The organism is Spirosoma horti (assembly GCF_054776595.1).
Genome location: NZ_BAAHBQ010000007.1, coordinates 230,813 through 251,298 on the forward strand (window position 1 = coordinate 230,813; position 20,486 = coordinate 251,298).

The 20,486-nt window shown below is 51.0% G+C and carries 15 protein-coding genes; 11 read left to right on the top strand and 4 right to left on the bottom strand.

Annotated elements, in window-relative coordinates; genetic code table 11:
- Nucleotides 1-13: 13 nt before the first annotated feature.
- From ACYVAM_RS22580 to ACYVAM_RS22595, 4 genes are all read left to right on the top strand, one after another.
- Nucleotides 14-787, top strand: coding sequence for a cell division protein FtsQ/DivIB (locus ACYVAM_RS22580; protein ID WP_461071272.1), 774 nt, complete (start codon nucleotides 14-16; stop codon nucleotides 785-787).
- Complete coding sequence (ftsA, locus tag ACYVAM_RS22585; RefSeq protein WP_461071274.1) at nucleotides 784-2,181, top strand: cell division protein FtsA; 1,398 nt, start codon at nucleotides 784-786, stop codon at nucleotides 2,179-2,181. The genes ACYVAM_RS22580 and ftsA overlap by 4 nt, the downstream gene beginning before the upstream one ends.
- An 80-nt stretch (nucleotides 2,182-2,261) precedes the next feature.
- Entirely contained in the window at nucleotides 2,262-3,701 is a 1,440-nt protein-coding gene (gene ftsZ / locus ACYVAM_RS22590) for a cell division protein FtsZ (RefSeq protein WP_461071687.1), read from the top strand.
- Nucleotides 3,702-3,770: 69 nt separating this feature from the next.
- Nucleotides 3,771-4,475: a DNA alkylation repair protein gene (locus ACYVAM_RS22595; protein ID WP_461071276.1), complete on the top strand. Its 705-nt coding sequence runs from the start codon at nucleotides 3,771-3,773 to the stop codon at nucleotides 4,473-4,475.
- A gap of 71 nt (nucleotides 4,476-4,546) precedes the next feature.
- Here ACYVAM_RS22595 and ffh read toward each other — a convergent pair whose 3' ends face one another.
- Complete coding sequence (gene ffh, locus ACYVAM_RS22600) at nucleotides 4,547-5,866, bottom strand: signal recognition particle protein (protein ID WP_461071278.1); 1,320 nt, start codon at nucleotides 5,864-5,866, stop codon at nucleotides 4,547-4,549.
- 379 nt (nucleotides 5,867-6,245) lie between these two features.
- Here ffh and ACYVAM_RS22605 point away from each other — a divergent pair, with 379 nt between their 5' ends.
- The 4 genes from ACYVAM_RS22605 (at nucleotide 6,246) to ACYVAM_RS22620 (ending at nucleotide 12,962) form a co-directional block, all read left to right on the top strand.
- Entirely contained in the window at nucleotides 6,246-6,593 is a 348-nt protein-coding gene (locus tag ACYVAM_RS22605) for a hypothetical protein (protein WP_461071280.1), read from the top strand.
- A 268-nt stretch (nucleotides 6,594-6,861) separates the two neighbouring features.
- Nucleotides 6,862-10,206, top strand: a complete 3,345-nt coding sequence (locus ACYVAM_RS22610) for a SusC/RagA family TonB-linked outer membrane protein (RefSeq protein ID WP_461071282.1) — start codon at nucleotides 6,862-6,864, stop codon at nucleotides 10,204-10,206.
- Between the two features lie 18 nt (nucleotides 10,207-10,224).
- Nucleotides 10,225-12,012 carry a RagB/SusD family nutrient uptake outer membrane protein gene (locus ACYVAM_RS22615; RefSeq protein ID WP_461071284.1) on the top strand — a complete coding sequence of 596 codons (1,788 nt, stop codon included), beginning with the start codon at nucleotides 10,225-10,227 and terminating at the stop codon, nucleotides 12,010-12,012.
- A 110-nt stretch (nucleotides 12,013-12,122) separates the two neighbouring features.
- The gene (locus tag ACYVAM_RS22620; protein ID WP_461071286.1) at nucleotides 12,123-12,962 is read left to right on the top strand and encodes an endonuclease/exonuclease/phosphatase family protein; all 840 of its coding nucleotides are present in this window, start codon (nucleotides 12,123-12,125) and stop codon (nucleotides 12,960-12,962) included.
- Nucleotides 12,963-13,049: 87 nt separating this feature from the next.
- On the opposite strand, the gene ACYVAM_RS22625 is transcribed toward ACYVAM_RS22620, so the two are convergent.
- Nucleotides 13,050-14,753 (bottom strand): amidohydrolase, encoded by a 1,704-nt coding sequence (locus ACYVAM_RS22625; protein ID WP_461071288.1) that lies wholly within the window; start codon nucleotides 14,751-14,753, stop codon nucleotides 13,050-13,052.
- A gap of 332 nt (nucleotides 14,754-15,085) precedes the next feature.
- Here ACYVAM_RS22625 and ACYVAM_RS22630 point away from each other — a divergent pair, with 332 nt between their 5' ends.
- Both ACYVAM_RS22630 and ACYVAM_RS22635 read left to right on the top strand, forming a co-directional pair.
- Nucleotides 15,086-16,303 carry an NADP-dependent isocitrate dehydrogenase gene (locus ACYVAM_RS22630; RefSeq protein ID WP_461071290.1) on the top strand — a complete coding sequence of 406 codons (1,218 nt, stop codon included), beginning with the start codon at nucleotides 15,086-15,088 and terminating at the stop codon, nucleotides 16,301-16,303.
- A 98-nt stretch (nucleotides 16,304-16,401) separates the two neighbouring features.
- Entirely contained in the window at nucleotides 16,402-16,809 is a 408-nt protein-coding gene (locus ACYVAM_RS22635; RefSeq protein WP_461071292.1) for a Dabb family protein, read from the top strand.
- A gap of 234 nt (nucleotides 16,810-17,043) precedes the next feature.
- Here the strand turns inward: ACYVAM_RS22635 and ACYVAM_RS22640 are convergent, their stop codons facing one another.
- Together ACYVAM_RS22640 and ACYVAM_RS22645 are read right to left on the bottom strand one after the other, a co-directional pair.
- Nucleotides 17,044-17,550 carry a SixA phosphatase family protein gene (locus ACYVAM_RS22640; RefSeq protein WP_461071294.1) on the bottom strand — a complete coding sequence of 169 codons (507 nt, stop codon included), beginning with the start codon at nucleotides 17,548-17,550 and terminating at the stop codon, nucleotides 17,044-17,046.
- Between the two features lie 112 nt (nucleotides 17,551-17,662).
- The gene (locus ACYVAM_RS22645; RefSeq protein WP_461071296.1) at nucleotides 17,663-18,460 is read right to left on the bottom strand and encodes a 3-keto-disaccharide hydrolase; all 798 of its coding nucleotides are present in this window, start codon (nucleotides 18,458-18,460) and stop codon (nucleotides 17,663-17,665) included.
- A 123-nt stretch (nucleotides 18,461-18,583) separates the two neighbouring features.
- Here ACYVAM_RS22645 and ACYVAM_RS22650 point away from each other — a divergent pair, with 123 nt between their 5' ends.
- Nucleotides 18,584-20,485, top strand: coding sequence for a family 16 glycoside hydrolase (locus tag ACYVAM_RS22650; RefSeq protein WP_461071298.1), 1,902 nt, complete (start codon nucleotides 18,584-18,586; stop codon nucleotides 20,483-20,485).
- Nucleotide 20,486: the final 1 nt, after the last annotated feature.

The window sequence follows — 20,486 nt, forward strand, 5'->3', positions numbered from 1 at the left end:
AGCTTATTTACAGATGTTTTCTACCTTTAATTCATCCAAAAAGTGGTTACTCACGGCCGGAAGTGTTTTATGCCTGTTTGGGCTCATTGCTTTTACCGAAATTCGGCATGGCCAAAAGTCTGTCCGTGAGGTAATTATTCAGTTGGATCAGGTTGATGGTCATCGTTTTCTGACGCGTCGGGATGTGATGGGGTATTTGACCAATCAGGGAGCAGATCCGGTTATTGGTGAGAATTATGGCGAGGTCGATTTGCGTAAGCTGGAAACGAGGTTACAACAACATGGCTTAGTAAAAAAATGCCAGGTTTTTCGCGACTTAAGCGGTAGTCTCCTCGTCGTGATTGAGCAACCCCGCCCGTTGGCTAGGCTAATGCCTTCGGGTGATGGAGCGCGACAGGTATCAGGACAGTATGTAAGTGAAGAAGGGCGTTTTTTTCCGGTATCAATGAATTACTCGGCTCGTGTGCCGGTTTTGACGGGTAGTTATTTTGCCCAGAACCGTTCGCTAGCCAATGAGCGAAACAGGCCGTTGCTGGACTTGCTGAAACGGATTCATGATGATCCCTTTTGGCGGGCACAGATTACCGAATTGTCGGTCGATGAGCGGGGCGAGATAACGATGTGGCCTCAAGTGGGTAATCATACCATTGACTTTGGGCCACCGACGGAAATAGACGAGAAACTGAAGAAATTGAAACTAGTGTATACAGACGTTCTACCGGCTAAAGGTTGGGACCGATATAGTCGGGTAAGCGTTCAGTATCGAAATCAAATAGTGTGCGAATGATACCAACGGGCATGGACGAGAAAATAGTGGTGGGTCTGGACATTGGCAGCACCAAAGTATGTGCGGTTGCCGGTCGATTGATTCGAAACAATAAAGAACAGGAAACACTCGAAGTATTGGGTGTGGGCGAAACGAACTTGACCGATGGCGTAGCAAAAGGCTCTGTTGTCAATGTCAATAATACAGTAAATGCCATTAAACGGGCAGTCGCTGATGCATCGAACCAATCGAATTTAAACATTCATTTGGTTAACGTCAGCTTCAGTGGTTCGCACGTAACGTCGGTCAAGTCAAGCGGTAGCATTACCCGGTCGTCTTCGGGCGATGAAGTGCAGATCGAAGACATTGACCACTTGCTCAATGATATGTATCGTACCTCTATTCCGGCAGACAAGGAAATTATCCATGTCTTACCAATGGACTTTGTGGTCGATAACGAAACCAGTGTCAATCAACCGGTTGGCCGAAACGGCGTTAAACTAGGTGCTGATTTTCAACTCATTACAGCCCAGGCCAACGCAGCCCGAAACATTCGCAAATGCATTCTGCGCAACAACCTGGCGCAGGATACCATGATGCTGTCGGCGCTGGCATCGGGGCTGGCGGTGTTGACCGACGAAGAGAAATATGCGGGCGTTGCTCTGGTCGATATTGGGGGTGGCACTACCGAAATGGCTATTTATTACCGAAATGTATTACGCCATGTCGCCGTATTTCCCTGGGCTGGAAACAGCCTGACGTCTGATATTCAGGCTGGGTGCAAAATTCTCCCCAATCAGGCCGAACTCCTCAAGAAAAAATTTGGCAGCGCTAACCCCGGCGAATACAACCTCAACGAAGTTGTTGCCGTACCGGGCCTTAGCAACCGTAAGCCTAAAGATGTGCTACTCAAAAATGTAGCCGTCATTATTGAAGACCGGCTCCGTGAAATTGCCGCCCTGGTTCAGGCAGAAATTATTCGGTCGGGCTACGATGGCAAGTTACTGGGCGGTATTGTATTGACCGGCGGGTCGGCCCTGATTCCAGGTGTCGAGCACATTTTTGGTCGGGTAACGGGTGTTGAAGAAGTTCGCGTTGGTTATCCGGAGCATCTTGAACCCAATGGCCGGGCCGACTTAGTGGGCGACCCGGCATATGCCACGGCTGTGGGTCTGGTCTGGGCGGGTTACAAAACGATTGATAACCGAATCTCGTTTATCAGTGATCCGAATCGGGCTTACAAAGAAGACGAGCAGCCTGTTGTTCCCGTTCGCCCCGTTTACCCAACAGGAAGCAGCACCACCAAACCGCCATCCAGCGTTAAGATGCCCGAGCCCGAACCGAAGAAAAGTTGGTTTGATAAGCTTAAAGAAGCACTTCAACCAACCCGGGGTAACGAAACCGATACGTATTGATGATCGACCAAAACCGGTCTAAGCCGGAACAAAGGCAAGCAGGCAGTTTTCACAACGAACAGACACCACATACCCACACGATGAATAGTCAGGGCTATAGATTCGAACTTCCAGACGACAACCCAATCATTATTAAGGTTGTTGGCGTGGGCGGCATGGGCGGCAATGCCGTCAAGCACATGCACAAATTAAAAATGCAGGATGTCAGTTTTGCGGTATGCAATACTGACCGCCAAGCCCTTATGAGTAACCCCGTGCCAACCAAGCTGCAACTAGGCGATGGATTGGGCGCAGGTACCGAAGCCAAAGCCGGTGAAGATGCGGCTCGTGCCAGTATTGATGAAATTCGAAATTTGCTGGCTCCTCCTACCAAAATGGTGTTCATTACGGCAGGCATGGGCGGTGGTACGGGTACGGGCGCAGCGCCTGTAGTCGCTGAGGTGGCACGCGAAATGGGCCTACTAACCGTGGCTGTTGTGACGGCCCCGTACTGGTACGAAGGAACCGACAAGAAAGAGCAGGCCCGCGAGGGTATCGAGAAACTAAAGAACAGCTGCGATACAGTACTGGTTGTCCTGAACGATAAGCTAGCAGAGTTGTATAGCGAACTAACCTGGACAGAAGCCTACGCGCATGCCGATGATGTATTGGCGAACGCGGTGAAAAGTATCGCAGAGATCATTACGACACAGGGCGATATCAACGCTGACTTTGCCGACGTCAAGAAAGTCCTCGAACAGGCTGGGCAGTCCGTAATGGGATCGGCCGAGATCGGGGGCGAAGACCGTGCGCTACGGGCTATCGAAGCCGCTCTGAATTCGCCATTGCTCAATGACCATGATATTCGGGGAGCCAAACGGATTCTGCTCACAATCTCATCGAGCAAGGAACATGCCATGCGGTTGAAAGAACAGATGGCTATTTCGGAGCACGTCGCTAAAAAAATTCAGAGCGAAGCCAAGATGTTTAAGTTCGGCGCCATTACGGACGATAACCTTGGCGAAAATCTGCGCGTAACGATCATTGCAGCAGGCTTCGACGGCACCACGACCCTGATGGATCAGTTGAAGGATACGACCTTACCTGAGGTTGCTGCTGCGCCTGAGCCAGAGTCTGTACTTGTTGATTTCCCCGAAGGCAGTCAGGACCAAGAGGATACCAAAGAAGAACTGGTACTGGTCGATAGCGACGGCGAAGACGTTGATCCCGCTCTTCCAGGATTAAGTGTTAAGTCGGACGACAAGCAAACGCCAACCAGCTACAACGGTACAACGATCATTCGTCCCGAAACGCCCGGCATTATTCGTCCCTATCAGGATGAAGCCGATGTGCTGTTGCTCGACGATGAAGAGCGTCCCAGCGATGCCGACATGATCAAGCGCATGGTAGAGGCTTTTACAAAAGGACAATACCTGGCAGCCGACCTTGACCGACCGACTTTCGAACGGAACAGGACCATGCTTTACTCCCTACCCATGTTGTCTGAACAGGAGTTTGTGCGTTCGAAATTAAATGATTGATCAGACGTAGTTTACGTTCCAGCTAATGGGCAGAGATTCATGCGAATTTCTGCCTTTTCTTTTGTTCATATGGAATTAACTTCTACCGATGTCAGAAGTACATTGATAAGTCTGGCCCAGCCGGAGCGGGCCACTGCCCTAGCCCGTTTTTTCAAGACCGGACCGGGCCAATATGCCGAAGGTGATCAATTTCTGGGACTTTCAATGCCCCAACAACGGGTGATAGTCAACCAATACAGCGATCTATCATTAACAGAAGTAGAAAAATTAGTACAGGACCCGCTCCACGAATGCAGAATGGTCGGGTTGCTTATTTGGGTCAATCAATCCAGTAAAACGACTCCGGCTCAGCAGGCAATCATTCGGGAACGCTACCTGGCCAATCGACGCTACATCAATAATTGGGATCTGGTCGATGTTAGCTGTACCCATATTCTTGGCAAATACGCCCTGAAGAACGACCGATCGTTTCTTTACGAACTAGCCAGCGAAACTAACTTATGGAGCCAGCGAATAGCGATCGTGTCCACCTTATCGCTGATTCGGGCGGGTCAGTTCAGCGACACGTTTGCCATTGCCGAACAGCTGTTGCCTCATAAGCATGACCTTATTCACAAAGCTGTCGGCTGGATGCTCAGGGAGGTGGGCAAACGCAATGCAGATGCGCTGGAAGAGTTTCTGCACGACAACGTCAGCAAGATGCCCCGTACGGCCCTTCGTTACGCCATTGAACGATTTGAGCCCGCAAAACGGGCCTACTACCTGGCTTTATAAAGTTTGTGGTTTACAGTTTGTCGTTGGCTGACGTGAACAACAAACCGTAAACCACAAACCCAAGACCACTCTTACCGCGTCATCTTAGGCATTTTGCCCGATGCCTGCATGGTGTTCATTTTCTTCATCATCTTCCGCATCTCATCGAACTGCTTCAGCAGGTTATTCACCTGCGTGATGTTCGTGCCGCTACCGGCAGCTATGCGTTTCTTGCGGCTGCCATCGATAATATCGGGGCGACTGCGTTCTTTAGGCGTCATCGAGCTAATGATGGCTTCGATAGGTTTGAACGAGTCATTGTCAATGTCCAGGTCTTTGATCATCTTGCCCATCCCCGGAATCATCCCAAGCAGGTCTTTGACGTTACCCATCTTCTTGATCTGCTGCAACTGCGACAGGAAATCGTCGAAGTCGAACTGGTTCTTCCGCATTTTGGCATTGATGCGCTTGGCTTCGTCTTCGTCGAATGCCTGCTGCGCCCGCTCTACCAGAGAAATAACATCACCCATGCCCAAAATCCGGCTCGCCATCCGATCAGGATAGAACACGTCGAGGGCTTCCATTTTTTCGCCCGTACTGATGAACTTGATGGGTTTGTTAACGACCGTCTTGATGGATAGGGCCGCTCCGCCCCGTGCATCGCCGTCGAGTTTGGTCAGCACGACACCGTCGAAGTTTAGCCGCTCGTTGAATGTTTTGGCGGTATTGACCGCATCCTGTCCGGTCATGGAATCCACAACGAACAACGTCTCGCTAGGAGCAATGGCTTTCTTCAGCGCTTCGATCTCCTGCATCATGGCTTCATCGACGGCCAAACGACCGGCGGTATCCACAATGACTATTTTCTTCCCATTTTTCTTAGCCAGAGCAATACCGTTCTGGGCAATCTCAACGGCATTTTTGTTTTCTGGCTCCGCGTAAACCTCTACCCCAACCTGCTCGCCCAGCACTTTTAACTGGTCGATAGCAGCCGGACGGTAGATGTCGGCGGCAATCAGTTGCACACCCCGACCCTGCTTTTTGAGATATGAAGCGAGCTTACCTGAGAAGGTTGTTTTACCAGAACCCTGTAAACCCGCGATCAGGATGATCGCCGGATCACCTTTGATATTGATGCTTTGGGCTTCCCCTCCCATCAGTTCGGTCAGTTCTTCCTGCACGATCTTGACGAACAACTGGCCGGGTTCAACCGATATAAGCACCTTGCGATCGAGTGCTTTTTCACGAATACGATCCGTGATTTCCTTCGCCACTTTATAGTTAACGTCGGCATCTGTCAGCGCGCGACGGACTTCTTTAATCGTCGCGGCAACGTTGATTTCGGTAATACGGCCCTGTCCCTTTAAGGTCTTTATGGCCTTATTTAATTTATCCTGAAGGTTCTCAAACATAGTCTATCACAAACAATGACACAAAGATAACAGTTTCTGTCGGGCGTTTTTGCAGAGACATACTACTAAGATGAGCTTGTACGTTATTCTCGCATATCCGCTCTTCATCTGTTTGCAGGGAATTGCGACAATCTCGCTACCCGCACCCAAATCCATAAGAACTTTCTTTCCTGACAGTATATTGATCGGCAAAAATAGTAGCCAGGCAAAAAAAAGTTGGCACTGTGTTTGCAGCAGCCACCAGTAGACTAATTATTTTACAATTACTTAATGCAAATATATGAAGCAATAATACTATTACATATATTTGTGATGAAGGCATTCCACGTTGCAGTCGTCATAGATGTACATCAATAGGGATACTAAACTCAATTTCTTTATGAGAATCAATTTAAGAAGAACCGCAACGGGTTATTTTTCCATTGCCTCGCTACTAATCTGCCCGCTTATCTCTTCAGAAGTCAGCGCGATGCCCGCGCGAGATGCCTTCACGACTACATCGCTCTTGACCAAAGTACCCCTTATAGACACGCAAACACGACCGGTCAATCTGGACAAAACAGCTGTTTTAGTCCGAAACGCGCCAGCTAAACCAGAACCAGCGGTAACAACGGCGGTCGCAAAAGATAAAAAAGTAGAAGATAAGAAAACCATTGGCCGATGCTGGAAACGGCTCATGAACATGGCACGTGAAATACGGCACGCGCACACCAGCACGAACAAGTAATATTTTCTACCCTCACCTACGTGAATGCCCGGTGGTCGATTTAGACTGCCGGGTATTTGTGTTTATACGCTGTTCGCTACAGCCAGCAGAGCATCCAGCCAGTAAAAAAAGCTTAACATACGCCCGGTATCGTTAACGGTCCCTTAATATGGCCACCACTACTTTTGCAGCGCACTAAGCGGATTTTAACGCTCACTTCTATATGTAGTTCCATAGAGCAACTCTACAAATTTGTTAGTTCCTCCTTTTTTATGAACATACCACGAACATGATGAAACCTCTTTACCTGAACAGAATGTCGGTCGTCAGGATAATGCCTCTACAGTTTCTGCTGCTGGGTGCATGCTGTGACCTGGCCTTAGCCGAGGAAACGCTTCCTAAAGCGTTGTCTCATCAAACTAAACCCAGCACTACTTTTTCGCTTCTGACCGTGGCCCGTGCTGATCAGACCATAACGGGTACAATCAGCGATGAGAAAGGTGAGGTGCTGCCGGGCGTCAGCGTTGTTGTAAAAGGTACGCAACGCGGCACCACGACCGATGCCAAAGGTCAGTATAAGATCACGGTTCCGGATGGTTCGGCGACCCTGATCTTTTCCTTCGTTGGCTACTTGCCGCAGGAGATTTTAGTGGGTAATCAAAGCGTGCTGAGCGTAACGCTCAAGGCCGATTCCAAATCGCTGGACGAGGTAGTAGTCGTAGGTTATGGTACTCAGAAGAAAGTTAATTTGACGGGTGCCGTTGATCAGGTCACGAGCGAAGTGCTCGAAAACCGATCATTACCCAACCTGAGCCAGGGTTTACAGGGAACCATTCCTAACCTCAACTTAACCATGGGCGATGGGAAACCAACGCAATCGCCGTCTTACAACATCCGGGGCACAACGTCCATTGGGCAGGGGGGCAGTGCGCTGGTTCTGATCGATGGTGTTGAAGGCGATCCCAGCCGTCTGAACCCCAATGATGTAGCCACCGTTTCGGTGCTGAAAGACGCTGCTTCGGCCGCCATCTACGGGGCGCGGGGTGCGTTTGGCGTTGTGCTGATTACGACCAAAAGTCCAACGAAAGATCGGACGAGCATTACCTATTCGGTCAACCATTCGATCAAAAGCCCAACGACGGTTCCGAAATACGTAACGAATGGGTATCAATTTGGGAAGATGTTCAACGAGGGCTGGTCGGCCTGGAACGACTACTCGCAGACGCCCCAGAACATCAACAAGACGGTGAAGTTTTCGCCCGCTTACCTGACGGAACTGGAACGCCGGAATAACGATCCCAGCCTGCCCAAAACAGCCGTTGACCCCACCACGGGCGAGTATGTGTACTACGAAAACATGGATTGGTACGGCGAGCTTTACAAAAAGAACACCAGTGCCACGGAGCATAACCTGTCGTTTTCGGGCAGCAGCGGCAAGGCTGACTTTTACGTAACAGGCCGGTATTATACCCAGGACGGTATTTTCAAGTACAACTCTGATGATTACAAAATTCTGAGTTTACGCGCCAAAGGCTCTATCCAGCTGTATCCGTGGCTGAAGATTGGCAACAACGCCGACTTCTCGTCCATGAAGTACCACAATCCGTTGAACGTGGGCGAGGGCGGCAGTATCTGGCGCAACATCTCGGATGAAGGCCACACCGTGGCGCCAATGTTCAACCCCGATGGCACGCTGACCTACTCGGCGGCTTACACCGTCGGCGACTTCTGGTATGGCAAAAATGGCATCGACATGGATCGGCGCGTGTTCCGGAATACGGCCGATTTCTCGACCAAATTTTTCGACGATAAGCTTCGGGTAAATGGCAACTTTACGTTCCAGACGACCGATAACAATGAATTCCGGACGCGCGTGCCGGTTCCCTACAGCCGCAAACCAGGCGTGATCGAGTATGTTGGTACGAACTACAATGACCTGCAAAATCTCTACCGGGAAACGCAGTACCTAGCCACAAACCTCTACGCTGAGTATGAGCCACGGTTCAGCCCAAATCATTACGTGAAAGCGCTGGTTGGCTACAACTACGAGCAATCGAACTTTAAACGGCTCGAACTCGTGCGAAACGGGTTGATCTATCCCGATGCCAAAGACATTAACCTCGCCCTGGGACAGTCTATCACGACCAGTGGTGGCTCGGAAAAATGGGCCATTCTGGGTGGTTTTTACCGGCTAAATTATGCGTTCAAAGAACGTTATCTGGTGGAGTTGAATGGCCGCTATGACGGATCGTCCAAATTCCCGACCGATCAGCGATATGCCTTTTTTCCATCCGTTTCGGGTGGTTGGCGCGTGTCGAATGAGCCGTTCTGGAAAGTATCGCCAAAAGCCATTACCGATCTGAAAATCCGGGCGTCATACGGCTCACTGGGTAACGGCAGTATTGGTTCGTACGCCTTTCAGGAACAGTTTGCCATCTCTCAATCGGGCCGGGTGCTGAATGGGGTGAAACCACAAAAAACGGGGCAGCCCACCGTTATTCCGAACGGTCTGACCTGGGAAACCTCCACCACCTCCGACCTGGGCATCGACTTGGGTATGCTCAATAATCGCCTGACCTTTACGGGCGACGCCTACATCCGCAAAACAACGGGCATGTTCACAACCGGCATGACGCTACCGGCCGTTTTCGGCACCGACGTACCTAAAGGAAACTATGCCGACCTGACGACTAAAGGTTGGGAAGCCGTGCTGACCTGGCGGGATAAAGGTAAAGTGGCCAGCAAGCCCTTCAATTATGAAGTTCGGCTAACGATGTCCGATTACCAGGCGACCATCGACAAGTTCAACAATCCGAACCAGCGCCTGACGGATTATTATGCGGGTCAGAAACTGGGGGAAATCTGGGGGTTCGAAACGGCGGGGTTCTTCACCTCGACGGATGACATCGCCAAATCGGCGAAGCAAACCCTCTACAAAGCCTCCAACACGGGCCAGTTGCTCCCCGGCGACATTAAATTCCGCGACCTCAACGGCGATGGCGTCATTAACAACGGCGACAACACCGTAGGTAACCCCGGCGACCGGCGGATTATCGGCAACTCGACACCACGGTATACGTATGGTGTAATGCTTAACGCTGACTGGAACAACTTCTTTTTCTCGGCCTTCTTCCAGGGCGTTGGGAAGCAGGATTGGTGGCCGGGTTCCGAAGCCGGTATTTTCTGGGGCCAGTACAACCGGCCCTACAACAAGATACCCGAATGGCAGTTGGGCAACATCTGGTCGGAGCAAAACCCCGACGCGTATCTCCCCCGCTACCGGGGCTATGTTGCGCAGAACGGCTCGGGCGAACTGGCCCAGGCGCAAACGAAGTATCTGCAAAACGCGGCTTACGTTCGGATGAAGAATATTCAGTTTGGCTACAACCTACCCCGAACGCTGATTCAGAAAGTGGGGATGAGCAGTGCACGGGTGTTTGTATCGGGCGAAAATCTCTTCTCCTGGTCACCATTATATAAAATCACCCGGGACCTGGACATTGAGAATATTGGCCGTTCCGATACCGTGTTGAGCCCGCCAACGAACAATGACCCCAACAGCAACAGCAGTGGCAACGGCAATAACTACCCGATTCTGAAGAGTTTCACCATGGGATTATCGGCCACGTTCTAACCAAAACCTTGATTACTTATGAACACAAACTATAGCTGGCTTCTCCTGATCGGCCTTTTTGCGGCCGGATGCAGTGAGCTGGAACAGATCCCGGAATCCACTGCCTCCCGAGAAGCGGTATTTAGTAATACTGGCGGACTGGATTTATACGTAAACTCATTTTACGAAGGTACAAACACGGGCGTTTTGCCCAACGGAAACGATATTATCCGAAGCGACGAAATGGCTGATTTCTCAGCCCGCACGCAGGTGCCGGACTTCCTGCGGGATGGGGCCTATGGCCCTCGTCAGAGCACGGGTTGGGATTGGCGACCGTTGCGGAACATCAACTACTTTATTGCCAACTGCACCGACCCGACCGTTCCCGCCGAAACCCGTCGGCATTATATTGGACTGGCCCGCTTTTTCAGAGCCTGGTTTTATTTCGATAAAGTAAAGCGGTTTGGCGATGTGCCCTGGATTGGGAAAGCCATGACCATCGATGATCCGACGTTGTATAATGGCCGCGACCCACGCGCCACGGTGATGGATTCGGTGCTGGCCGACCTCGATTATGCTACCCAGAATATCAAAACGACCGGCGACAATACCCGCAGCCTGGTTACCAAATACGTAGCGTACGGGTTTAAGTCGCGGGTGTGCTTGTTTGAGGGCACCTTCCGGAAATACCGGACCAGCTATAGCCTGGGCAGCACTGCCGATAAGTGGCTGAATGAATCGGTAAAAGCCGCCGATGTCGTGATGAAAGAAGGTGGATTCAGCCTCAACGAAACGGGCGGTACGGATAAATCCTACCGGCAATTGTTCATCAACAACACACCGGTCACCAACGAGATCATGCTGTCGGCCGTTTCAGATGCCACATTGAGCGTGTATAATGACGCCAACTGGTGGTGGACCAGCGCTACGTATGGCTCGCGGGTAAGCCTTATCAGAACGTTTGTCAATACGTATCTGAACATCGATGGAACACCCTTTACGGATAAGCCGGGTTACCAGACGCTGACGTTCATGGACGAAGTAAAAGGCCGCGACAAGCGCCTGCAACAGACGATTCGGATGGGCAATTACACCCGCACGAACGCCGGAGCGGTTGAGCCTGCGCCACCCATTTTTTCTTACACCTACACGGGTTACATGCCCATCAAATGGTCGCTGGACGATACGTATTACGATGGCGGCACGCGCAACATCAATTCTATTTCCCTCATGCGCTATGCCGAAATCCTGCTTAACTACGCCGAAGCCAAAACCGAACTGGGTACGCTCACCAACGAAGACTGGTCGAAAACCGTGGGCGCTTTGCGGAAACGGGCAGGTATTACGGCAGGCTTATCGGTCAAGCCGGTGGTCGTTGATCCGTACCTGAAAGCCAACTATTTCCCGGATATTTCGGACGCAACCCTGCTGGAAATTCGTCGCGAACGGGGAATCGAGCTGGTGTTCGAAGGCTTCCGGTTCTCCGATATTATCCGCTGGAACCGGGGACCATTGATGGAGCAGACCTGGAACGGTTTCTACGTACCGGCCCTCGACACACCGCTGGATTTGAACGAAGACGGTAAGAACGATGTCGTTTTCTACAAGGTCAAACCCGCCACCCAACTGCCGGGCGTAACGTACATCAATGTGGCCGAAACGGTCAACGGCGTAACGAATCCACAGCGCCTGAAAAACGATACGTTCGGGGAGTTGACCTGGCTAAATAACATTTCACGGAAATGGGATGAAAAGTTCTACCTCTACCCCATTCCGGAGACCGACCGATTGATTAATCCGAAATTAGGCCAGAACCCAGGCTGGTAGAAGTAAGCTAATTTATGGTTTGTAGTCTGTAGAGGGTCTTATGGCCAGCGCCACCTGGAGCTCCACAGACTACAAACCACAAATTAATAATCCCTTTAAACTCAACCAAAATGCGCATTTTGCTTTTTATCCTGCTTGGCAGTTTACTAACAACAACTACGTTCGCTCAAAAAGATACCCCAATTACGGTTGCCACCTACAACCTCCGCTACAACAATAAAGGCGACGGCGTGAACGCCTGGCCGAACCGGAAAGAGAATGTAAAAGCGTTAATTCGGTTTCATGAGTTCGACCTGTTCGGAACTCAGGAAGCCCTGCGCGACCAGTTAAATGATGTAGCCGAACTGACTGAATTCGCGTTTCTGGGCGCGGGTCGTGATGACGGGAAGGAAGCGGGCGAGCACTCGGCGATTTTCTACAAAAAAGACCGGTTTAAACCTCTGGAGTCCGGTAACTTCTGGCTGAGCGAAACACCCGACAAACCCGGCAAGGGCTGGGATGCTACCTGTTGCAACAGGATTTGCTCGTGGGCAAAGTTCAACGACCTGAAAACGAAGAAGAACTTCTATTTCTTCAGCGTCCATTTCGATCACCAGGGCGTTGAAGCCCGTCGGCAGTCGGGGAAACTGATGGTCGAGAAGATCAAGGCGATTGCGAAGAACACCCCCGTTATCCTCGTTGGCGACTTGAATTCAACGCCCGAAACGGAGCAGGTCAAGACCATCCAGACGCTGCTGAGCGACGCGCATAACGTAACCAAAATGCCTCCCTATGGCCCCGAAGGCACGTTCAACAGCTTCAAATTCGATGCGCCTATGGACAATCGTATCGACTACATCTTTGTCAGCAAGCAATTCGATGTGCTAAAATATGGCGTCCTGACCGACGCTAAAGAGCAACGATATCCATCCGATCACCAGCCGGTGGTGGTGAAGGTGGTGCTGAACTAATTGCTCTAAAACTGGAATATCCGAACGGGGTCTTTACTCATAGTGAGTAAAGACCCCGTTCGGATATATAGACTTGCTCCTTAGAAATTACCTCGAGGACGACGACGAAACTTTAGCCGCAGCCTTCTCCTTCTCCACTTCTTTTTTCACCGCTTCCCGCTGATCGTCGCGCACCGTTGGGTACTTGATACCCAATTGCTCCAGGTACGTTTTGTACTTGCTTGGGTCGTAATAAAATTTCTCCAGCTTGGGTTTGAACTCGGTCATAATCTTTTTATTCAGATAGATTGCCGGTTGCTCCTTAGACGTAATCAACGATTCGTACTTGATATCTTTGGTCTGTTCGTCTTTGTAATACGCCCAGGCCTCCTTGATAATCTCCGGTTTCAGCAGCATATCCAGCAAAGTCATAGCCTCCGCTTTGGCACCTGCCACAATACCTTTGTGCGCAATAGGCGTCGCCATGGAAATAGCATTAGCCCAGTGGTGACCAGGCAGGCCTGGAATGTTACTAGGGTAGCGCAGAACGATGGTTGGTAGTGACCACGAGATATCGGCAATATCATCCGAGCCGCCCCCCATGGGCGTCATCGCCTGGCCACCCATCATCACCACAGGAGCCGTAGATGTCGGCATACCCATCGAATCCAGTTTGACGGCCAGACCTTCCACCTTAGGTGCCTGCAATTCCAGTTGAGAAGCCCGGGCCAGCAACTGATCATCGTCGGTCCAGGTGGGCAAACCTACTTTCTTGATGTTGTCGTACATGGCCGCAGCAATCGGGCGGTTCGTGTGCACCGGCCAGGCCGACCCCAGAATTTCATAAGTGAATTTGGTGTCGGTCATCATAGCAGCTCCCTCAGCCATCTTGACCCCCGTTTCGAAAAGCTTCTTGATTTTCGGATAGGTACGTTCACGGAAGTAGTACCAGACGGCGGCTTTGGAAGGGACCACATTGGGCTGATCGCCCCCGTCGGAGATAACGTAGTGCGAGCGCTGGGTCAATTCGAGGTGTTCGCGCCGGAAGTTCCAGCCAATGTTCATTAACTCGACCGCATCCAGCGCCGACCGACCGCGCCAGGGGGCACCCGCTGCGTGAGCTGCCTGACCTTCGAAGTTGAACCGAACCGATACCAGGCCGTTGTAGCCGTTATCGCCCCAGGAAACACCGAGGTTATTCCCCACGTGCGTGAAAATACAGGCGTCCACATCTTTGAAGTAGCCATCCCGAATGTAGAACGCTTTGGTACCCACGAGTTCTTCCGCAACGCCCGGCCAAAGCATGAGCGTGCCGGGAATTTTTTCCCGTTCCATCAGTTTCTTCACCGCCAGCACCGCCACAATGTTGAGTGCCTGCCCGGAGTTATGGCCTTCGCCGTGGCCCGGAGCCCCCTCAACAATCGGGTCTTTGTAAGCCACACCGGGTTTCTGACTGGCTTTGGGAATACAGTCGATATCGGAGCCAATAGCGATCAGCGGCTTCCCCGACCCCCATGTAGCGATCCAGGCCGTCGGGATTCCGGCAACGCCTTTCTTCACCGTGAAGCCTTCTTTTTCGAGGAGCGTCGTTAGGTATTTAAACGACTCTTCTTCCTGAAAGCCCAGTTCGGCAAAGCTGAACAACATATCGTTGATTTGCTGAGCCTGCTCCTTGTTGGCCTCCACAGCGGCCATGGCCTCAGCTTTGAGTTTATCTAGTTTATCTCCGCCCTTGGCTCCCTTTTTTGACTGCCCGAAGAGTACGGCCGGGATCAAAAAGAAGACAAGTACTAATTTTGTACAGTTTTTCATAAGTAATACCAAATTTTGTTTAGGCTTTTCCAATACGAACCAATAAATGTACCGATAAATAGCTTAAATGGCGTATTACCTATTATTAAAAATCACTCTTATATAAATAAATGAGAGAAGCGCGACGTCTTCGGTCATTCATTCAGAAACAGGCGAAGACTTGAAAACAATACAGACTCAACCGACTTATGCATTCACTGAACCCGCATGGGAATCAGGCACAGACTTGTTTCTTTTCATTTTCTCCCTTGCCCCGCTTTCACTACTTTTGCACCGAGCAGGCGGCCCTGTCAAGTTTTCGTATCGTTTTCAATCGTTTATAATCAAGTCAAATGGAAAAAATTAAAGTGGCAAATCCGGTTGTCGAACTGGATGGCGACGAAATGACCCGTATCATCTGGAAATTCATTAAAGACAAGCTGATTCTGCCCTACGTTGACGTTGACATTAAATACTATGACCTGGGTATCGAGTATCGCGATGAAACCAACGATCAGGTAACGATTGATGCAGCCAACGCAATCAAAGAGTTTGGTGTCGGTATTAAATGTGCAACCATTACCCCCGACGAAGATCGCGTTAAAGAGTTCAACCTGAAACAGATGTGGAAGTCGCCGAACGGCACGATCCGCAACATTTTGGATGGCACCGTTTTCCGCGAGCCTATCGTGATGAATAACGTTCCACGGCTAGTAACCAACTGGAAATACCCGATCATCGTTGGTCGTCACGCATTTGGTGACCAGTACCGCGCAACCGATTTTCTGGTACCGGGCAAAGGGAAGCTGACCATGAAGTTCGAAGGCGAAGATGGTACGGTGCTGGAATATGACGTATTCAACTTCCCCGGCGCTGGTGTAGCCATGGGTATGTATAACCTCGATGAATCGATCCGTGGTTTTGCCAAAGCCTGTTTCAACATGGCGATGCAGAAAAACTGGCCGTTATACCTTTCGACCAAGAACACGATCCTGAAAAAATACGACGGTCGTTTCAAGGATATTTTCCAGGAAATCTACGACACTGAATTTGCCGGTAAGGTTCATTACGAGCACCGCCTGATCGATGACATGGTGGCCTCGGCTCTGAAATGGGAAGGTAACTTTGTCTGGGCTTGTAAAAACTACGATGGCGACGTTCAGTCGGATACCGTAGCGCAAGGATTCGGTTCACTGGGTCTGATGACGTCGGTACTGGTTACGCCCGATGGCAAAACGATGGAAGCCGAAGCCGCTCACGGTACGGTTACCCGTCACTACCGCGAGTATCAGAAAGGCAACAAAACATCGACGAACCCGATTGCTTCGATCTACGCCTGGACGCGTGGTCTGGCTTTCCGTGGTCAGTTGGATGACAACCAGGCGCTCATCGATTTCGCCAACGCCCTCGAAGCCGTTTGCGTTGAAACGGTCGAAAGCGGCAAAATGACAAAAGACCTGGCCCTGTCGGCTTACCCTTCTGGTACGAAGTTAGTTGCTGGTGAGCATTACCTGAACACCGAAGACTTCCTGGAAGCACTGGACGAAAATCTGAAAGTAAAACTAGCTTAATCTGAAGTGCCCGGCGGCTCGCCGGGCACTTCAGATAATGCCGCTCATAGTAGGGCGGCATTTTTTTTATCTTTATAGCTCAAACCCCTGATCGCTGTATGAAGTATATGTTCACAATCGCCGTTCTTTCGTTGCTCACGATCGCGGCCTATGCTCACACGCCAACCGGCGAACCACCCGTTAAAAAAATGAAAAGCAGCTCTGTTCAGCACATCGTGCTCTTTAAGTTCAAGCCTGAAACAACGGCCGAAAAAGTAAAAGAAATTGTGGCCGCATTCGAAGCATTGCCCTCGAAGATCAGCCAGATCAAAGGATTCAAATGGGGCACAAACAACAGCCCTGAAAACCTGAACAAAGGCCTGACACACGCGTTCATCCTGACCTTCGATAATGAGAAAGATCGCGATGCCTACCTGCCTCACCCGGCGCATAAAGCATTTGGCGGCATCGTTGGTCCTTGGCTGGCGGAAGTTACCGTCGTCGATTTCACCGATCAGGCCAAGTAAATCGACCAGGTCAAGTAAGGGTTGTACTCGTTGTACCAGACAGCAAGATGCTGTCTGAGTCGCCTGGCCCTAAACCAAGTCACGAAATAACTGACGATTTCCCTCAGACAGCAAGATGCTGTCCGGTACAAGCAAAAAGCGGTGATAAGGCTTAAAACCTCATCACCGCTTTTTGTGTATAAAATACGCTAGCTGCCATTCTGGGAGCGGTAACTAAACAGGAGCAGTAGCCCATTAAGGAGCGGTTGGCTGGCCGTAGGTGCTTGAGAAAAAGGTCACCGAGTGCCGGAACGGCCCATGATGAATGCGCAACCGGAATAAATTGTCGAAGTCACCCGATTCTATTTTAGCCATTGTGGGTTTCGCGCCAAGCCCTCTGGCAATTTCCAGGATCGTATTGCTATGTCCCACCACCAATACGGTTTTATGGCGTATCACGTTGACCCGATTCACAATGGCTTCGGTTGGCTTGGCCGGATAGTCTGTCACCGGAACACCAATGCGTGTGGCTAATGCCTGAGCCGTTTGGCGGGTTCGGTAGTAGGGCGTCGAGAAAATAGAGTCGATTCCACGACTAGCCAGCGTTTCGGCGAGCGCAGTTGCCCGCGCATAGCCTGCCGGTGTCAGGTCGGTCGTATCCGTTTCGTTGAGTTTCTCGGCATGGCGCACAATGTAGACGGTGGTTGTGGAACAGGCTGTTGATATGAAAAGCAGAAGGACGAACAGAATAAAATGACGCATCGTAGTGGCTATAGACTAAGCTTAGAATTAGACAACAAGTATACAAAAAAAGCCCCCGGTATTCACCGGAGGCTTTCCTTACAGGTTCAGGTAATGACTGTGTTTACAAGTCTTACAACTCGCGGACCCAGATATTGCGGAAACCAACCGGGTTGCCGTGATCCTGCAACAGGATTGGACCGGCGCCATGGGGCTGAACTTTTGGATAACCGATGTACTCCGTCGTACCACGAATTGCTGCGTGATTTTGGACCAGAATACCATTCAGTAACACCGTTACGTAGGCGTAATCGAGCATCATGCCGGCTTTGTTAAACCGTGGCGCCTGATAAATGATATCGTAGGATTGCCACTCGCCGGGTTTACGACTTGGGTTTACCAACGGAATGGCCTGCTTGTAGATCGAGCCGACCATACCGTCCACATAGGTTGGGTTGTTGTAGTTGTCGAGTACCTGCAGCTCATAACGGCCCTGCAAGAAGACGCCACTATTGCCCCGACCCTGGCTGTTTCCCTCTACTTTTTCGGGCGTCTTGAACTCGATGTGGAGTTGAAAATCATTAAACTCCTTTTTTGAGCGAGCCGAAAACCCTTTGGTCGAGTACATCACGCCATCCGTTACCGGCCATTTCAACGGCCCTTCGTTGGTTTTTTCCCAGTTGGCGGGTGCATAGCCTTTGATTGCTACCCATTGATCCGTGTTTTTACCATCGAAAAGAACAACGGCATCAGACGGGGGCGTCGTGCCGCTTGTATTGGCCGAAAAATTACCGGGTGTCACAACGGGCGGCACCGGCTCCCAAATCTCGGTAGACTGTGGCGTTTGTTTGGTTGGTTCAAGCTGGGCTAACGCCTGATGTGTAAAGGCAAGGCTAAGGCAAACGGCCAGCGATACAGGTAAGTTTTTCATGAAAAAAATTCGGGTTAAAGAATTCCGGTTATAAAACGCCCAAAGATAGGTTAAATGTCAATTTGCGGTCTTTTACATGGAAAAAATGTAACTTTCAGTCCTCAAAACTTCATTATTTATCTCATGATAACCCCCCTTAGTACGACCCGTTTTTTCTGGTCGATGGGCGTAGGCTGGGCGGTTGGTATTGGGCTGGCAATCGCTCAACCTGCGCCAGCGCCTGGTATTACCGTTCCACTCAACGACTTAAGTGCGTTTACCTCCCCCACCGACAACTGGCGCATTGTTGGCAACGTTCGGGCTGACCTGGCTAAAGCCAATACGATTACAACTGAAAAAGGCTCCGGTATTTTAGTAAATGTCCCTCTGGCAAAAATGCCGACCGATGCCAAAAACCCCTACAAATACGATCTGGTCACCACACTTCAGCACGGCGACGTTGATCTGGAATTCGATTATATGATGGCGTCGAAGTCCAATTCGGGCGTGTACCTGCAAGGCCGTTACGAAATTCAGTTACGCGATAGCTGGGATATTCGTACGCCAAACGTGCATGATAATGGGGCTGTTTATGAACGCTGGGACGATAAACGCCCCGAAGGCCAGAAAGGCTACGAAGGCCACGCAGCCCGTCAGAACGCCAGCCGCGCACCGGGCTTATGGCAACACATGAAAATCTCATTCCAGGCACCACGCTTCAATACAAATGGGTCCGGCGGGGTACCGCAAAAAACTGAAAATGGGCGTGTGATCCGAATAGAACTGAACGGGGTTCCCATCCAGGAGGATGTTGAACTGACGGGCCCTACTCGTGGCTCGGCATTTGCGGATGAGAAACCGCTTGGACCACTCCGCTTTCAGGGTGATCATGGCGCAGTGGCGTTTCGGAATATCCGCTACGTTGCCTACGACAAACCCCGCCCTGAACTGCTGAACCTTAAATACGCAGTTTACAAGGGCAAATACGAAAAGGAACCCGATTATGACAAAACCGCTCCCGAATCGGAAGGAGCGACCAAGGTTCTTTCGGCCTCGGTCAGCCGAATTCCGAACGAGTTTTTGATTCGGTACTCGGGTACGCTGCGCGTGGCCGAACCCGGCGAGTATCGGTTCAACCTCGGCGTACCGGGGGGCGGAGGTATGCTCAAGATCAATAACCAGTCGGTGGTGACGCCAGGGGGGTGGAATGGCAGCGGCAGAGCGACCCTGCCCAAAGGCGATCTGCCTTTCGAACTCTTTTACGCCAAATTTGTGGATTGGGCCCAGCCCGCCCTCGGCCTGACCGTTGCCGGACCCGGTGTGCGCGAGTTTGTTATCAGCGAAGGAGCCGGTAGCAATGGCGAAGAGGTCGACCCAATTATCATTGATGCACCCAATAACACGGTTCTCCGCAGCTTTATGGATATGCCCGGCGAGAAGAATACGCAGGGACGTACGCTCCGCGTGGTGCACGCGATCTCCGTTGGCAGCCCCGAGCAAGTGCATTATACGTATGATCTGGACAAAGGTGCCCTGGTACAGGTTTGGCGGGGTTCGTTTCTGGACGCTACACCCATGTGGCATGATCGGGGCGATGGTTCATCCCGACCAATGGGCATGGTTCAACGGTTGGGTGCGCCGGTACTTTTCCTGAGCAAGCTGGCGTCGCCACAAGCCAACTGGATTGCCGATACCACCGGTTCCAGTTACCGCCCAAAAGGGTACGTGCTGGACGAAAGCGATCTACCCACATTTCGCTATCAGAGCTTTGGCTCATCGATTAACGACAAAATTCGGGTGTTACCCGAAGGAAAAGGCGTTCAACGTGAAGTGACCATCACCAATCCAGCCAGCGACTTATACGCCCGGCTCATTAGCGGATCAACCATTACGCCCATGGAAGGCGGTCTGTATCTGGTAGACGGTCAGGAATATGTCCGTATTGACGATGCCTCCGGCGCGAAACCAACCATTCGGGATGCCAACGGCCGCCAGGAACTGATCGTTCCGGTGAAAGGAAAAGTGACCTACTCAATCTTGTTTTAAA

Coding starts and splice junctions, on each gene's coding strand:
- ACYVAM_RS22640 (WP_461071294.1), bottom strand. CDS start 17,550: ATGCGTCATTTTATTCTGTTCGTCCTTCTGCTTTTCATATCAACAGCC.
- ACYVAM_RS22610 (WP_461071282.1), top strand. CDS start 6,862: ATGATGAAACCTCTTTACCTGAACAGAATGTCGGTCGTCAGGATAATG.
- ffh (WP_461071278.1), bottom strand. CDS start 5,866: ATGTTTGAGAACCTTCAGGATAAATTAAATAAGGCCATAAAGACCTTA.
- ACYVAM_RS22605 (WP_461071280.1), top strand. CDS start 6,246: ATGAGAATCAATTTAAGAAGAACCGCAACGGGTTATTTTTCCATTGCC.
- ACYVAM_RS22595 (WP_461071276.1), top strand. CDS start 3,771: ATGGAATTAACTTCTACCGATGTCAGAAGTACATTGATAAGTCTGGCC.
- ACYVAM_RS22645 (WP_461071296.1), bottom strand. CDS start 18,460: ATGAAAAACTTACCTGTATCGCTGGCCGTTTGCCTTAGCCTTGCCTTT.
- ACYVAM_RS22620 (WP_461071286.1), top strand. CDS start 12,123: ATGCGCATTTTGCTTTTTATCCTGCTTGGCAGTTTACTAACAACAACT.
- ACYVAM_RS22580 (WP_461071272.1), top strand. CDS start 14: ATGTTTTCTACCTTTAATTCATCCAAAAAGTGGTTACTCACGGCCGGA.
- ftsZ (WP_461071687.1), top strand. CDS start 2,262: ATGAATAGTCAGGGCTATAGATTCGAACTTCCAGACGACAACCCAATC.
- ACYVAM_RS22630 (WP_461071290.1), top strand. CDS start 15,086: ATGGAAAAAATTAAAGTGGCAAATCCGGTTGTCGAACTGGATGGCGAC.
- ACYVAM_RS22615 (WP_461071284.1), top strand. CDS start 10,225: ATGAACACAAACTATAGCTGGCTTCTCCTGATCGGCCTTTTTGCGGCC.
- ACYVAM_RS22650 (WP_461071298.1), top strand. CDS start 18,584: ATGATAACCCCCCTTAGTACGACCCGTTTTTTCTGGTCGATGGGCGTA.
- ACYVAM_RS22635 (WP_461071292.1), top strand. CDS start 16,402: ATGAAGTATATGTTCACAATCGCCGTTCTTTCGTTGCTCACGATCGCG.
- ACYVAM_RS22625 (WP_461071288.1), bottom strand. CDS start 14,753: ATGAAAAACTGTACAAAATTAGTACTTGTCTTCTTTTTGATCCCGGCC.
- ftsA (WP_461071274.1), top strand. CDS start 784: ATGATACCAACGGGCATGGACGAGAAAATAGTGGTGGGTCTGGACATT.